We start from the raw sequence: 14,953 nt of genomic DNA on the forward strand, positions 1-14,953 counted from the left end.
TATCCGCAACAAACGGACAGCTTTTTCACTAAATATATAGCTTAAGATTAAATTAGACGGCGTTTGAACCTAATCAAAAATAGACTAGTCTTGATCCTTATGATCCGACGCAGCTTTTCGTCCAGCCCATCGTTTTATCCATCCTTCTTTGTGTAACAGAGATGCCTGCTGGCGAACCATATGCCAATCTTCTGCGGTTACGGATGAGGGGCTATAACGCGCTTGTTCAAATCGTCCAAGCAGCTGATGTAAAATTGAAGCGTGTTCCGGTACTTCTAGCGACCATCTATCAACTGATTCCCTCAGCGTCTCGTGACTGGCGCGGACAAATCCCCTTCCTCGCATGTACCTTAACCAGTGCTCAGTTTCGACGACCACCTTTTCATCCGGAGTCAGCGGCTTACCTCTGCGTAAACGAAGCAGGTAAAAGTGAATGTCTGCCCGATTACGCCAGACGATATAAGCAGCCCACAGCAGCAGAATTGCAGCAGCAGAACCTATAATTACAGGATGAATCTTTGAACCTTCCTCCGGATTAGTCTGCGGGGTCTGCTCAGGCTGTTCTGGTTCAGGCTGATCTTTAACCTCAGGGGCTTCTGGAGTCTTTGAATCCTCCTGTTCCGTAAGCAGTGGCATATCAAAGCCAGGCGTAGCTTCTACAGGGACCCAACCGTATTCACCTAAATATACTTCCGCCCAGGAATGAGCATCCGCATTTGTCACAGAGTAAGAGGACATATTTTCGTCACTTTCGCCCGTTGTTGCATCATCTGAAAACGTCTGCTGACCAGGTGCATACCCTTTAACCCAGCGGGCTGGAACCCCAACAGAGCGAGCCATCATGACTAATGAGGTGGAATAATAATCGCAATAGCCCTCCCGAATCTCAAACAGAAAGGCATCCACAAAATCTCTGCTTCTTTTCCGTGAGAGGTCCGGATTGTTCGTATATGCATAATTTTGCTGCAAATACTGCTGTAGTAATCCGACTTTTTCATACGGCGTTTTCGCTGTTGACGTTACGTTCTGAGCCAAATCACGAACCCGCTGTGGCAACTCATCTGGAATTTGTAGATAGGCTTCCTGTTTGTTTTTTCCGTACAACTCATTAAAAGTTTTTGTGCGTAGCTCTTTCTCAGGGATCACAGGGACATGCGATACCAGAGTATACGTTTTAGGATAAGCAGTTCTTCGGGAGGATGGATTCCAAAGCAGTTCCGCCTGTTCCGGGTTCCAACGTAACCCATCTGCCCGTGAATCTCTGTCCACCGATTGAACACGCTGCACCGAATAGGCGCCAAACAAAACAGGATAGCTCTGGTCGTTTTGCATCGTAATGGTCTGAACGACCTGCTCAGTCGAATGCCGCGTTTCTTGTGTGTTTTCAAGCTCTGCGGTCATTGGCACATCATTTAGCGTTTGATCATCGTTGCCCCCGTCACTCCAGCCTGTACCGGAATAGGTTCGTTTCGTTTCCCCCCGCCAATAGCTTCGCTGAGTGGTCGTGATGGTCATGACAGGAGAATAATCAAAATTAAAACCTCCACCCAACCGATTATCCTGGCGACTATAACCCGATGCGGTGTTCATCCGCTGATTCAGTACCCCAGATCCATTGCTGATCCCAGCGGTGGTTGAGCTATCTCTCTGGGTCCACGCTGTATAGGGATCCGTCAAAGCTGGCTGTACCTCAGGCATATTAACACCAGCCATAATAATGAGCGCAAAAATGACCGCAATATTGGCTGCTATTTTATATGGATAGCGCCGAATATGCTTCCATCCTTGAGGATAATGCTGCCGAAAATACTGCAGATGCTGTGTCACCAGCCAACCCATACCAGCAAAGACGATCCAAGCAACCTCCTCCCACAGCACAGTTGGCGTGAAGGAATCAAGCACTGCCAGCGCGGCAATATTAATACCCACAAAAACAAGAATCCGTTGCTTCGTTGTAACGATGAGCGGCACCATTTCAATAACTAGCCAAGCGATAAGGGAAAACCAAATATAAGGAGACATATTGGATATAAATTGGTCCAGGCGATTGGCTACCCCTCCGAAGGGGATAATGATGGAGTAAGACACCAATGTCCGATACAAAATAAAAAACAGCGCCGCCGCCTTAACAATAAATTCAATCCAAGGACGAAATGGTAGTACAATCTTCACCAGAGCCAGCATCGTAATGGTCATCAGTACAAGTGCTCTTGTCTCTTCCAGCCATAATTCGGAAGCAAAAGAAACCCATTGCATGGCAATAATAATAATCCATAAAAATGTAAAAGCGGGGGCCCAGGAACCCTTTAACGATTGTAACCAGCTCTTCATAGTGTTCCTCCTCCCATTACAGCCGGGAGCTCCTCAAGGCTCTCAACATCGTAGCCCTTGATTCCTCTTGCACGAAGCATGCTCATCCATTCTTCAGCTTCTGCCTCAGCAGAACCTTCTCCAATATAGACGTGGCACGGAGTCATCCCCCGGGTATCGGCCCAGCGAAGAAGCTCCATCGCCCGATAATCCTTCAACGGACTAATCAGTATAAAATAACAGCCTTGCGGAAACTGGCGTACACTGCTTTCTACAGCGGATTTCAAGCTACCTTGTGAAGTTGTGTGTATGTCTACCAAGTGATGCATCATTCGTTGTCGTTCCATTGTCTGCTCACTTGGCTGAAAGACGGTACCTTTCTCTCCAGCTGTGCACAATCCAACCCCCATTCGCTCCCGTCCACCATATTCCAGCAATGAAGCGGTAGAGGATACAGCTAGCTCAAACTGTTCGGCGTTTACATAATGCTTCATGTGTACGTCCAGCACAAGCATCGTTTTAGGAACGGTCTCATGCTCAAATTCCTTGGATTTCCAGCTACCTGTACGCGCCGTCGCATTCCAGTGGATACGCGAAAACCGATCTCCATATACATAATCCCGTACACCGTTAATTTGTGTCGTTTCACGCCGCGTTCGAGTTTGAACGGTCTGCGGTCCAGACATCCTTGAGCGACGGTCATTCATCTGCCAATACGGAATGAATACCGTTCGGGGCAGCACCCGAAATTCACCGCGTGCGTTCAAGCTGCCTTTGTGCTCCAACAGACCGAAGATGTCCTCACTCACACATTCCGTATCCTCAAAGTGATAGCTTCCTCGCTCTAAAGCAGGAGTCTGAAATGTAAGCTGACCGCCCCCTTTTAGACTGGGAATGACACTGTCCTCAAACGACCAGGATTCACCTGTATGTCGCTTGAGGACCTCACGGACAATGACATAGGGTAACGGAAGAAAACCAGGTATACTGAGGCTCAGCTTTACATGCACCTGATCTCCCGCATGCAGCAGTTCTCCAAACTGCGAGCCTTGCGAAAGCTGCCGGGAGCCTTGCACACGGCGAACTCCGCTCAGACCAACGATCCATAAATAAACGATTAACAGCGTGACCATAGACAACAGCATGACCGACGTCTTGCCGCCCTGAAACAACAAATATAGCAGGCACACCACCCATATGACCACCAGAAGCCAGATGCGGCCTGACAGCCGTGGAAGCCTGCGCTTCCTTTTGACCATATTCATTCCCTAAGGACGCTCCATTCGTACGGGTACATGGGCCTGCCGAAGGACAGCCTGCAGCACGGACTGGGCACTGGAACTGTCCAGACGCGCCTCGGGACGCAGCAACAAACGATGCGTTAGCACATAAGGTGCCAGCTCCTTCACATCATCAGGCAGTACATAGTCACGGTTGTCCAGAAAAGCGTATGCCTTCGCAGCCATTACAAAAGCAAGCGCCGCCCGGGGGCTAGCTCCCAACAGCACGGATGGATGTTCTCTTGTCGCACGCACGATATCAAGTAAATAGGACGTCACTGCTTCGTCCATATAAATCCCTCTAATTTCCTGCTGGATGTCAGCAATCTGCTCCATATGAGCTACAGCCTCCAGGCGGTCTGCTGGCTGGCCTGCCTGATGATGAAGCAGCATGTTTCGCTCCGTCTCCATGTCAGGATAACCCAAGCTGATTTTGAGCATAAAACGATCTAACTGCGCTTCCGGCAACATATAAGTGCCTTCAAAATCAATCGGATTTTGTGTCGCACACAGCATAAAAGGATGAGGCAACATATGAGTGTCCCCATCCACCGTCACACTGCGTTCCTCCATAACCTCCAGCAAAGCTGACTGGGTTTTCGTCGTCGCTCGGTTAATTTCGTCCGCCAGCAAAATGTTAGTCATCACAGGACCCGGACGGAAATAAAAACGCTCGTCCCGTGGATGAAATATGGATACCCCTGTAATATCACTCGGGAGAATATCAGGATTACATTGAACACGGCGGTAATCACCGCGCATGGATTTGGCAAGAGCCTTGATCATTTGCGTTTTTCCCGTACCCGGAACGTCCTCGATCAGAATGTGTCCACCCGCCAGCATAGCCGTAAGCAGTAATTTTATTTCAAAGGATTTACCTAATATACATGATTCCAGATTAGAACGGATTGCAGATACAATCTGCACAGATTCTTGACGTACGGGCATAGCTCTGTAAACCTCCTAGATAGCAACATGTTTCCTATTATTGTACATGAAGGTGGGCACAGAGTACACTTAACCCCCTGCCCGTATGATTCAAACTCTATCCTTCTTTCGATCTTTCATGTGCAGAACAATTAAAAACCCTTCGGTCATTAGATCCGAAGGGCACATGTATATAATCATTTATTTTTATGTCAACTCTATAGTACGCGTCTTTTATATGCTTCCTTTTGGACGAACAAACAAGCATGCCAGAAAAGAGAAAATAATCGCAGAGGAAATTCCTGCACTTGTCAGACTAAAGATCCCTGTAATGACACCCAGCCATCCGTCCTTCTCCAATTCGGTTAATGCGCCGTGTACAAGTGAGTTACCAAAACTGGTAATTGGAATGGTCGCACCCGCTCCTGCAAATTTAATAAGCGGATCGTATATCCCAACAGCATCAGCAATTGCACCTGCAACCACCAACGTACTCATCGTATGTGCCGGCGTCATTTTGAACACATCCATCATCAACTGGCCCACAACACAAATGGCACCACCCACTAAAAAAGCCCATAGAAATATCATACTGTTCCTCCCGCTTCAAAAGCTACAGCATGTGCAACACAAGGAATGCTTTCACCCTGCTGTGTAGTCAAAGGAGATAATAACGCTCCGGTCGCCACGACCAGTACCTTTTGCAGCTCTCCTTTTTCAATCCGCTTCAACAAATGCCCGTAGGTTACAACAGCCGAGCAGCCACAACCACTGCCTCCTGCAATGACTTTCTTTTGCTTATTGATGTCGTAAATCAGCAAACCGCAATCATTAAATTCCGTCTGATTCATATCGAACCCATCTTTTTTGAGCAGCTCCTTGGCAATTGGTAGCCCCACTGAGGCTAAATCGCCCGTTACAATGAGATCATAGTAACCAGGGTCACGGCCAGTGTCTCGAAAATGAGACAACAGCGTATCCGCAGCCGCGGGAGCCATGGCTCCACCCATATTAAAAGGGTCTTTAATGCCCATGTCCATTACACGTCCAATGGTAGCACAATCCACCACCGTTCCTGACTTGGCATGTCCTACAATTGCGGCGCCGGAACCGGTAACAGTATACTGAGCCGTAGGAGGCTTCTGTGATCCGTATTCATTAGGATAGCGGAATTGTTTTTCTACAGTACAGTTATGACTGGTCGTACCCGCCATCACGTAGTCACCGGCCTCTGAGTCCACAATAAGTGCGGCTAAGGCTAAGCTTTCCATTGATGTTGAACAGGCTCCAAAAACACCCAAATAGGGAATAGCCAGCTTGCTAGCCGAAAAGGAGCTACTGATAATCTGATTCATCAGATCACCACTAATAAAAAACTGCACTTCTTCTTTGTTCAAATTGGCATTAATTAGCGCCAGCTCTGTAGAATGCTCAATCAATCTACGTTCCGCTTTTTCCCACGTTTTCTCGTTGATTTCTATATTGTCATAAATATAATCAAAATCTGTGGACAACGGCCCTTCTCCTTCATCCGGGCCCACAACAGTGGCACTTCCAATGATGCGCGGTCTCGATTCAAACTTCCAGGTTTGTCCGCCCTGTCTTCTCATAAGTGATTGCCTCCTACACCAAGGATGGCATATATAACGCCTACGATAAATGCAGCCACCACCCCGAATACGACAACCGAGCCTGCAAGTTTGAACATATTGGCGCCTACTCCGAGCACCAGTCCCTCAGAACGATATTCCAATGCAGCCGAACACATCGAGTTAGCAAAGCCTGTAATGGGCACAGCGGTTCCTGCTCCTGCCCATTGAGCAACCTTATCGTAAACCCCGATACAGGTTAATATGACCGCCAGCAAGATCATCATCGATGAGGTCGGCGGGGCGGCCTCCTTGGCTGATATGTGCATTCCTGCCATAAAAGCCTCTTGAATCGCCTGTCCAATCACACATATCCCGCCTCCAACCAGAAAAGCACGCACACAATTGGCAAATACTTTTCTCGAGGGTTCATGCTTTTGTGAAATATTCTGATAGTCCTTCTCATTTATGGACAGCGGCGACGTATTGGTACGAAAACCGCGCTGCCCGGATTTAGCTGGCATCATTCACCACCCCTTATCTGTAAGTTTTCGCGCTTGGCGGTTCGAATTGCTTGGGTCTTTTTCATTATGAGCTTTTTGGAGAAATGTTATGTCAGGAAAATGATATCGTGGACATTCGATACAAATCCATTCATACTGAATACATGACGACCACTGGTTAATTAATAAGGAGTGAGGTATACATCATGGAATCAAAAACATTGGAATTGTTTAAAACCTTAACGGAGTTTCCTTCTATTCCTGGACATGAGCGTGAGTTGCGGGCATGGGTGAAAGAACGGATATCCGGCTATACCGATGAAATCGTGCAAGATCGACTGGGCAGTCTTTTTGGGGTGCTACGCGGTCAAGAGAGTGGACCACGTGTAATGGTGGCAGGCCATCTGGATGAAGTCGGTTTTATCGTGAATGGTATTACGGAAACTGGAATGATTCGTTTTCAGCCGGTTGGAGGCTGGTGGAGCCAAGCCATTATGTCACAACGTCTTCAAGTATTGACTCCAAAAGGCCCAGTTATTGGTGTAGTTGGCTCTGTCTCGCCTCATTTGCTGGATGAATCGCAACGCAGCAAACCTATGGACATCAAGCATATGTATCTGGATATCGGCGTAGACAGCAGACAAGAAGCGCAAGATCTGGGGATCGTACCAGGAACGGCCATTGCGCCGATCTGTGATTTCACTCCACTGGCAAATCCTAAAAAAATCATGGCTAAAGCATGGGATAACCGCTACGGTGTAGGCTTGGCTATTGAACTGCTTGAAGCATTACATAAAGAAAAAGACAAGCTTCCCAATACATTGTATGCGGGGGCCACTGTTCAAGAAGAAGTGGGACTGCGTGGTGCACGCACAGCGGCCAATCTGATTCAGCCGGATATATTCTTTGCACTGGATTGCAGTGCAGCCAACGATATGGGCGGCGACCCGAATGCTTACGGGCACCTCGGTAAAGGCGCACTGCTGCGGGTATTTGATCCAGGTATGATTACACATCGCGGGATTGTGGAGTACGTGCAAGACATGGCGGAAACTCACAAAATCAAGTATCAATATTTCATCTCCACAGGGGGAACCGATGCAGGTCAAGTGCACTTGAGCGGAATTGGCGTGCCATCCACTGTCATAGGCATCTGTGGACGATACATCCATACTTCCTCGTCCATTATTCACACTGATGATTATGATGCAGCCAAAGAGCTGATCATCAAGCTAGTTCAAAATCTGGATCGTACAACGCTGAATACCATTATTGAACGAGCCTAAGTTGTAACAGAGAATCGCAATCTATAAAAAAACAGTCAAGACACGTACAACGTGCATTGACTGTTTTTTTAATTTAATAGAAACAAAAGATAGAATATATCAAATCAAATGCTTATAACGAAGCAAAGCAATCACTACAAGTACAGTAGTTAAAGCAATACAGACGTTTTCTATCTTAGCTCCCTTCCGGGTTCCGGTACTCATCAATTTAAATCGCAACTTCCATTTGAACGGCGGCAAAGGTTTGATTCCATTATTCGTCAAGGAATCTGCCAGTAAATGCAGCAAGTACGCTAGACCTCCAGCCAGCCATATGCTGTCACCGTGCAAACGTGTCGTACCATAAAGCAGCGCAGTCCATGCGACTGTCCCGTATACCGTATGTGTCAACCCCCGGTGTGGGACTAACGTACAAATGATCAGCAGACACCCGGCGATATAATTCCACGGTGCATATGATTCTCCATACCAGGCTAGGCCGATACCAATTAGAAAGATAATAACCTTGCGCATGGATCGTGAAGGCATAAAAGAAGCACTGATCATCAGCAAAGCCAGAACAAGATTCCATGGCGGTGGAGCCAAACGGGTGAAAAATACCCAACCAGCAGCCCCAATCATTAGAAGCTGTATAAGCCTAAGCATTTTGGTTGGCAGCGCACGGCTCACGAGCATGGAGTTAGGCTCGTCAATATCCGGCAACAGTGAACCGACCACAGCAGCTGCCACGGCAGCCGGGGTCACTTCGTATCCACTTAAAGCTAATACCGACAGGGAGACCCCGGTTCCAATAATCAAATGGGCTCTTCCCATCATGGTGCAAAACATCCTTTCGTTGCAGCATACAACAGAGTTCAACATCACTCCATTTGAATCAGCATGATTCGATTGTATACGACAAACAAAAGGAGAACAATAGTTCGCTTATTCTATTTAAAAGACTTCATCCAAAAGTCCTAGTTTCGTCCTCATTACTTAATCCTCCCCTTATTCTTTATCTGTACAACCATTTCTAAAAAAACACGCCTTATGACCTATGAGTATGTTGACAAACATCTTCAATATTTTCTTTTTGCCTCAAAGTCCTATTGTACAATTTGAAATATTAGGTAATATAGTGTTTATATTTACTATATGAATCTATTAAATGAATAAGGAGGAAATGTTATGCAAAAAATATCGACGTTCCGAAATTTCAAAACCATCGGTCTAACATCGTTGCTAAGTCTTGTATTATTCGCCCTTCCCGCTTCAGCTGCTTGGAATGATACATACACGGGTTACGCCACATATACAGGATCAGGTTACTCTGGAGGGGCATTACTGCTTGATCCCATCCCTTCGGATGCCAAAATTACAGCGCTTAACCGCACACAACTGAATTATAACGGAATCAAAGCTGCATTAGCTGGAGCCTATTTGGAAGTTCAAGGTCCCAAAGGGAAAACAACCGTATATGTAACTGATCTTTACCCTGAAGGTCCAAGTGGCGCGCTCGATCTGTCCCCAAACGCGTTCAACCTGATTGGCAATCAAATAGACGGAAAAATTAATATTTCGTGGAAAGTCGTCAAAGCTCCGGTCAACGGCAATGTCTCCTACCGCATTAAAGAAGGCAGCAGCCAATGGTGGGCAGCCATTCAAGTACGCAATCATAAATATCCGGTCTTGAAGATGGAAGTCCAACAAAATGGACAATGGCTCAATCTCGAAAAACAGGATTACAACCACTTTCTAGGTACTAACTTAGGAAAACAACCTCTGAAAATACGGATTACGGACATTCGCGGTGTCGTGCTAAACGACACAATCCCAGCTCTAGCGGAAAATGGTACAGGCGGAGCCTATATCGTTAAAGGTAACGTTCAATTTCCTGACTAATTGCAGTACCGTCATCTTTCCTTCTTTTATTTGAATACACAAACCCGGCCGGGAACCGACGCAATCCAATGCGTATAAGTGTTCCTGGCCTTTTTACGAAAAAATCATTATTTTTCACAAAGAATCGGTTTGTTCACTGTCCTGTTCACAAGATCACACGTATAATGAATACATAAATAGGGTGTACTTTACAGCTACGTGCACACAGACAGGAGGCCTGTTCATATGAGCAATTTCAAAAAGCATCACAAGCTTCACAGCAAATTGCTGGTCAGCATTACGTTATGTATTACGCTAACGTTGCTGGTATCCACCACTGTGTATTATTTTTACTATATTCGCGTGGAAAAGGAACAGGCATTCGAGGCCAATCACAACAGCTTGACGTTGAGAAGCAAAGAAGTTATTAACATGACATCTATTGCTCAATCTTTGGCATTTCAAATGTATCGCAGCAGTACCCTGTCCAAGTTGTTGTATTATCCAAAACCTAATGTATATGATGTAACCGCTGCCATGACCGAATTGAACAATTATCTTAACTCCATGCCGTATATTGAATCCATCTACGTGTTTAACCCTAAAAGCGGCACCTTCTACATTGCGTCCTCACAAGGTCAAAACGGGTTGTTCAGCAAACATGAACTGGCTGATACAGATATCATTCGCGTGCTGGATCATTATCAGGACTATAAACCCTTTACCCCTATTCCACGCACGTATCCGCTGCTGTCGGCCTCAGACTCTGGAGCTGGAGTAGAGCAAGCAAGCCCAGATATCGCAGCCTATACGTATTTATGTTATGACGCAATTAACTCGAACGAAGCGATAAATTCGGCTGTGATTGTGAATGTGTCGGCGGCCTGGATGAACAAGGAAATGGCGGCGAATCCAATCTCAGGCGGGACCGCTTATATTTTAGACGATCAGGGCAGACTGTTATCTGGTACAACATTGACAGACGAAACTTTGAACGAAAAAGAGCAGCTATGGTTACACACGAGAGTCAAAAAACAAGAAACAGGCTATTTTGTAGAAGACTTTCATGGAAAAAGATCACTCATTTCCTACACCTCCCCGGACGGACTAGGTTGGCAGTATATTAGTGTCACACCGTATGAAAGCGTTATCAAAATGGCGAGTGTTATTCGTAATGCGATGTTACTGATAGCCGCCATCATTGCATTGGCAGGATTCGTGGCTTCGTGGCTGCTGTCCAAAATGCTGTATACGCCTATTGGCCAAATTGTTGTGCATATGAATTCACTGGAATCGGAGAAACGAAACAGTATGTACACGATCCGGCAAAACATTTTACGGAATGTAATCCGAGGAATCCGAAATCTTCCTGCCGGTGAAGAACCGGAACGATTGCGCGAGCTTGGGATTACGTTCCAGTTTGACAAAGACTACCGCCTTGTGCTGCTGCGCATAGATGAATATACCCGATGGCAAAGCGAACGTGGACCTGATCTGCTACCCTATAAGTTTGCAATCATGAACATTGCTTCTGAAATATGCGGACAAACGTACCGGGTGGAGACCGTTGATATGGATGAGGACAGTGTACTGCTGATGCTTAACATTCTCGATCCCGCAGAGCATACAGACACTGTACTGCTAGAAACCTTATTACGCCAGATACGTGAAGCTTGCTTTGAATATTTGAAGCTAAGCGTTTCACTGACTTACAGTGCCATCACGAGTCAACCAGAACGGCTGCATTTGCTGTACCGCCAGGTACAAGACGCATCTATGCACCGATTTTTTCAGGGGCATGGCTGCATTATTAATGCGCAAAACACTACAGACGAGGATATCCAAAATACTTACGTATATCCAGCCGATAAAGAGAAAAAAATGCTGGATACACTACTGTCTGGTCATACGGAGGATGCACACAGTATGTTCAAAGAATTGTTGATGCATATGGAAAAATATCCGTTTTCCTCTGTTCAAGTGGCAATATCCCGGCTCATCATGAGTGTGAATAATGCTGTTCGGCATATCAGTGAGCTCAATGGATTTGCTATAGAAACTAAACCTGAATTACCATCCGCAGATCGGTTAGAGACCGCTGAGAATCTTATTGATCATTATCAATTGGTCTTTGATCATATTCGCTCCAGTCTATCGGAAAAACGAAACACGAAGCAGGAACGATTGGTGCGGCAAATCAATGAACGAATAGAGCAAGCCTATACGGATCCCAATTTTTGTCTCAATCAGATTGCGGAAGAGCTGGATATGTCGCCGATCTATGTCAGCAGGCTATATAAGCAGCAGACCATGTCTACCATCGTGGACGTCATCCAACAACTCCGTATTCGCAAGGCCTGTGAACTGCTGGAACAGACCGACTGGTCCGTGGCTGACGTAGCAGAACAAACCGGATTTGCGAGTAGCTCTTATTTCCATCGCATGTTCAAGCGTAGCTTGGGCGTAACACCGACAGATTTTCGTCGTTCTAAAGCAAATGCGCAATAAGTAGACTGCTCTACACGACAGCTCGGAGAACGGAACCTTGCTCCCAAAAACATAAACTGACATTAAAAAAGCAAGCCTCCAACTTTCTGGAGACTTGCTTTATTCTTTATCATAATTCTTTATGTTTTATTTAATCCCCTTCTCCTTTACGTAGGCTTCCCATTGTTTTGTATATTCAGTTTGGATTTTCTCCAAACCAGCTTGATTTGCCTTTTGCAAGAAGGTCTGCAAGCCTTGATCTACATTGTCGATCAGTCCAGCTTGGAGCGGATACAGATATTGCTTCTCAACCTGTTCTAGAGCTGCTTTTTCTGCTTGGTAGGTTGTGTAGTCCTCTGCAAAGCCGGTAAACAGGTCAGGCTTCTGGATTTTATCCAGCTCAGCAAAAATCTTTTTCACACGGTCAAAGCCTGAGTCAAACAGCATATATTCCGGGTTACGCCAAGCCCAACTGTTCATACCTTCGCGTGAAAATCCATTAGAACTGCCGCTACCAATCATATGATAGTAACCATCTTTGACTTCATAGTTTTTGCCTTCAATACCATATTGCGTGAGCAAGTTATAGCGTTTGTCCGTCACAAGCTTTTCATAAAAAGCCAATGCGCGCGCCGGATTTGGGCTGCTTTTTGGAATTGCAAAGCCGTTGTGAATCGGATGCACTGGAGTTGCATAACCTGTCGTCAAAGGGAATGGGTAATACTCGAGCTTCCAGTCCGGGTGAGATGCTTTGAGCTTAATGACCATATCATTAAACCGGGTTGGATTATCACCGAAAATACTCGCTGCTTTGCCAGAAGTCACTTGATCCTGAAGCGTATCTTTTACGTTTAATACGTTTTTGGGAATGAATCCTTTATCGGCCCAGCGTTTGTAAGTGTTCAGCTCTTCCTTTTGTTCATCCGAGCCCCAATATTTATAAACCTCTGTTGGTTTTTCATATTTAATACCAATGCCATAAGGCAAGGCACCTACACTCTTCGTTACTAATTCGGTATATCGGTCATGCAGATTTCCCTTGATATCGCTGTTCAGAGATACGGTTTTCATATTTGGCTCATGCTGACGTATCCCATCCATATAAGCCTCGTAACTTTTGATATCTGTCGGTTTAGGCAAATTGTACTTCTCTCGTAAATCCTCACGCCATACAAAACCGTTAGTGACATACTCTTTATACGTGCCAGGCACGGTATAAATTTTGCCTCCGATTTTAACTCCATCCCACATGTCTTGAGGTACAAATTTTTGCAAGGCAGGTGAAGCCTTAGGCAGCAGATCGTCTAGCGGCAGGAATGCACCCTTCTTGGCATAGGCCTGATACTGCGTCCAATCTGCAGTGAATATCAGGTCGATAGGCTGACCCGAAGACAATAACAGCTTATATTTTTGATCCCAGTCTGTCCACGTCGTATAGTTAAATTTGACGGTGGCATTCAGATCCTTTTCCGCCAATTTATTAATCTCTGCCTCAATGGTAGACAGATCCTTAGGAGCATCCCCCAGCATATAAAATTGCAGCTGAACTTTTTGGGATTTATCATCCTCTCCATTTGCTTTTTGTGCGCTGTTTCCGCTACCGCCTCCACATCCGGCTAATAGCGCCATGATAACCATTACTGCAATCAGGATGGACATGCGTTGTTTTCTTTTCTTTGTGAATGTCATGTGAATCCTCCCTTTGAAATGGTAGTCTGTTTATTAAAACGCTTACAAAAAGTGCTGCTTTGATGGCATACCGTCAGCACGTTATGCCATCAAAGCCTTTTAGTGCCGCTTCAGCCTTTTACCGCGCCTATGGTCAGTCCCTTGACAAAGTAACGCTGAATGAACGGGTACAGCAGCAAAATGGGTCCAGTAACCACGATTGCCATTGCCATTTTGGTCGATTCTGTCGGCATATCATTTGAAAGAGACACACCAGTACCTGCACCCATTTGAGCGATAAATTGCATGGAGTTAATTACATTATACAGATAATATTGCAACTGGTATTTATGCGGATCGTTAATAAAGAGTGAGGATGAGAACCAGTCATTCCAGTAAGCCAAGGCCAGAAACAGCCCCACAGTGGCAATCCCCGGTGTAGATAAAGGCAGCACAATTCGATAGTAAATTTTAAAATCACCCGCGCCGTCAATTTTAGCGGACTCGAACAGTTCTTCCGGCATGGAAGAACGAATGAAGTTTTTCATCAAAATGATCAGAAACGGAGTCATCAATCCCGGGAAAATAAGCACTGTATACGTATCAAGCAATCCTAAATACTTCGTCAGCATAATGTACCAAGGTACCAACCCGCCTCCGAACAGCGTCGTAAAGTATATATAGAATGAAAACGCATTGCGGTATTTAAAATCTTTGCGTGCCAGCACATATCCTGCCATCGTCATCAGGAACAGGCCCAACGTCGTGCCTACCACCGTGGTAAAAATTGTCACCCCATACGCCCTTAACACCTCTTCAGGAAAGGTGAACACCGTCCGGTAACCTTCTAGTGAGAATTGCTGTGGTATAAAGTGATATCCATCCCTGATAATCGATTCATTACTGGTCAGTGAAGCCGAAATAATAAGTAGGAACGGGAGTAAACAAGCAATGGAAGCAATAATGATAATCACATAAGAGATGATTTTAAAAATTCGAGTGTATACATCCTCTTTGATCGCCATCCGTTTGGGTCCTCCTTT

The 14,953-nt window shown here is 45.7% G+C and carries 12 protein-coding genes; 3 read left to right on the plus strand and 9 right to left on the minus strand.

Annotation, left to right across the window (positions count from 1 at the left end; translation table 11 throughout):
* Positions 1-84 precede the first annotated feature (84 nt).
* The 6 genes from AOU00_RS04495 to spoVAC form a co-directional block, all read right to left on the minus strand.
* On the minus strand, positions 85-2,331 hold the full coding sequence (locus tag AOU00_RS04495) for a transglutaminase TgpA family protein (RefSeq protein WP_069290034.1): 2,247 nt from the start codon (positions 2,329-2,331) through the stop codon (positions 85-87).
* A complete protein-coding gene (locus tag AOU00_RS04500) occupies positions 2,328-3,575 on the minus strand; it encodes a DUF58 domain-containing protein (protein WP_069290035.1) in 1,248 nt (415 codons plus the stop codon). Before AOU00_RS04500 ends, AOU00_RS04495 begins: the two co-directional genes overlap by 4 nt.
* A 3-nt stretch (positions 3,576-3,578) precedes the next feature.
* Positions 3,579-4,538 (minus strand): AAA family ATPase, encoded by a 960-nt coding sequence (locus AOU00_RS04505; protein WP_069290036.1) that lies wholly within the window; start codon positions 4,536-4,538, stop codon positions 3,579-3,581.
* Between the two features lie 213 nt (positions 4,539-4,751).
* On the minus strand, positions 4,752-5,108 hold the full coding sequence (spoVAE, locus tag AOU00_RS04510) for a stage V sporulation protein AE (RefSeq protein ID WP_013311204.1): 357 nt from the start codon (positions 5,106-5,108) through the stop codon (positions 4,752-4,754).
* The gene (gene spoVAD / locus AOU00_RS04515) at positions 5,105-6,127 is read right to left on the minus strand and encodes a stage V sporulation protein AD (RefSeq protein WP_023989537.1); all 1,023 of its coding nucleotides are present in this window, start codon (positions 6,125-6,127) and stop codon (positions 5,105-5,107) included. The genes spoVAE and spoVAD overlap by 4 nt, the downstream gene beginning before the upstream one ends.
* Positions 6,124-6,630 (minus strand): stage V sporulation protein AC, encoded by a 507-nt coding sequence (spoVAC, locus tag AOU00_RS04520; protein WP_025723396.1) that lies wholly within the window; start codon positions 6,628-6,630, stop codon positions 6,124-6,126. Before spoVAC ends, spoVAD begins: the two co-directional genes overlap by 4 nt.
* 185 nt (positions 6,631-6,815) lie before the next feature.
* Here spoVAC and AOU00_RS04525 point away from each other — a divergent pair, with 185 nt between their 5' ends.
* Positions 6,816-7,895: a M42 family metallopeptidase gene (locus tag AOU00_RS04525; RefSeq protein ID WP_061830384.1), complete on the plus strand. Its 1,080-nt coding sequence runs from the start codon at positions 6,816-6,818 to the stop codon at positions 7,893-7,895.
* Positions 7,896-7,994: 99 nt separating this feature from the next.
* On the opposite strand, the gene AOU00_RS04530 is transcribed toward AOU00_RS04525, so the two are convergent.
* A complete protein-coding gene (locus AOU00_RS04530) occupies positions 7,995-8,711 on the minus strand; it encodes a metal-dependent hydrolase (protein WP_061830385.1) in 717 nt (238 codons plus the stop codon).
* A gap of 351 nt (positions 8,712-9,062) precedes the next feature.
* On the opposite strand from AOU00_RS04530, the gene AOU00_RS04535 reads away from it, so the two are divergent.
* A complete protein-coding gene (locus AOU00_RS04535) occupies positions 9,063-9,776 on the plus strand; it encodes an expansin ExlX (protein WP_069290037.1) in 714 nt (237 codons plus the stop codon).
* Between the two features lie 225 nt (positions 9,777-10,001).
* Entirely contained in the window at positions 10,002-12,263 is a 2,262-nt protein-coding gene (locus AOU00_RS04540) for an AraC family transcriptional regulator (RefSeq protein ID WP_069290038.1), read from the plus strand.
* 126 nt (positions 12,264-12,389) lie between these two features.
* Here the strand turns inward: AOU00_RS04540 and AOU00_RS04545 are convergent, their stop codons facing one another.
* Together AOU00_RS04545 and AOU00_RS04550 are read right to left on the minus strand one after the other, a co-directional pair.
* Positions 12,390-13,931: an extracellular solute-binding protein gene (locus AOU00_RS04545; RefSeq protein WP_069290039.1), complete on the minus strand. Its 1,542-nt coding sequence runs from the start codon at positions 13,929-13,931 to the stop codon at positions 12,390-12,392.
* A gap of 110 nt (positions 13,932-14,041) precedes the next feature.
* Positions 14,042-14,935 carry a carbohydrate ABC transporter permease gene (locus AOU00_RS04550; protein ID WP_061830389.1) on the minus strand — a complete coding sequence of 298 codons (894 nt, stop codon included), beginning with the start codon at positions 14,933-14,935 and terminating at the stop codon, positions 14,042-14,044.
* Positions 14,936-14,953: the final 18 nt, after the last annotated feature.

It is taken from the genome of Paenibacillus polymyxa (assembly GCF_001719045.1).
GTDB classification, from domain to species: Bacteria; Bacillota; Bacilli; order Paenibacillales; family Paenibacillaceae; genus Paenibacillus; species Paenibacillus polymyxa_B.

Coding starts and splice junctions, on each gene's coding strand:
- AOU00_RS04530 (WP_061830385.1), bottom strand. CDS start 8,711: ATGATGGGAAGAGCCCATTTGATTATTGGAACCGGGGTCTCCCTGTCG.
- spoVAC (WP_025723396.1), bottom strand. CDS start 6,630: ATGCCAGCTAAATCCGGGCAGCGCGGTTTTCGTACCAATACGTCGCCG.
- AOU00_RS04525 (WP_061830384.1), top strand. CDS start 6,816: ATGGAATCAAAAACATTGGAATTGTTTAAAACCTTAACGGAGTTTCCT.
- spoVAD (WP_023989537.1), bottom strand. CDS start 6,127: ATGAGAAGACAGGGCGGACAAACCTGGAAGTTTGAATCGAGACCGCGC.
- AOU00_RS04505 (WP_069290036.1), bottom strand. CDS start 4,538: ATGCCCGTACGTCAAGAATCTGTGCAGATTGTATCTGCAATCCGTTCT.
- AOU00_RS04535 (WP_069290037.1), top strand. CDS start 9,063: ATGCAAAAAATATCGACGTTCCGAAATTTCAAAACCATCGGTCTAACA.
- AOU00_RS04545 (WP_069290039.1), bottom strand. CDS start 13,931: ATGACATTCACAAAGAAAAGAAAACAACGCATGTCCATCCTGATTGCA.
- spoVAE (WP_013311204.1), bottom strand. CDS start 5,108: ATGATATTTCTATGGGCTTTTTTAGTGGGTGGTGCCATTTGTGTTGTG.
- AOU00_RS04495 (WP_069290034.1), bottom strand. CDS start 2,331: ATGAAGAGCTGGTTACAATCGTTAAAGGGTTCCTGGGCCCCCGCTTTT.
- AOU00_RS04540 (WP_069290038.1), top strand. CDS start 10,002: ATGAGCAATTTCAAAAAGCATCACAAGCTTCACAGCAAATTGCTGGTC.
- AOU00_RS04550 (WP_061830389.1), bottom strand. CDS start 14,935: ATGGCGATCAAAGAGGATGTATACACTCGAATTTTTAAAATCATCTCT.
- AOU00_RS04500 (WP_069290035.1), bottom strand. CDS start 3,575: ATGAATATGGTCAAAAGGAAGCGCAGGCTTCCACGGCTGTCAGGCCGC.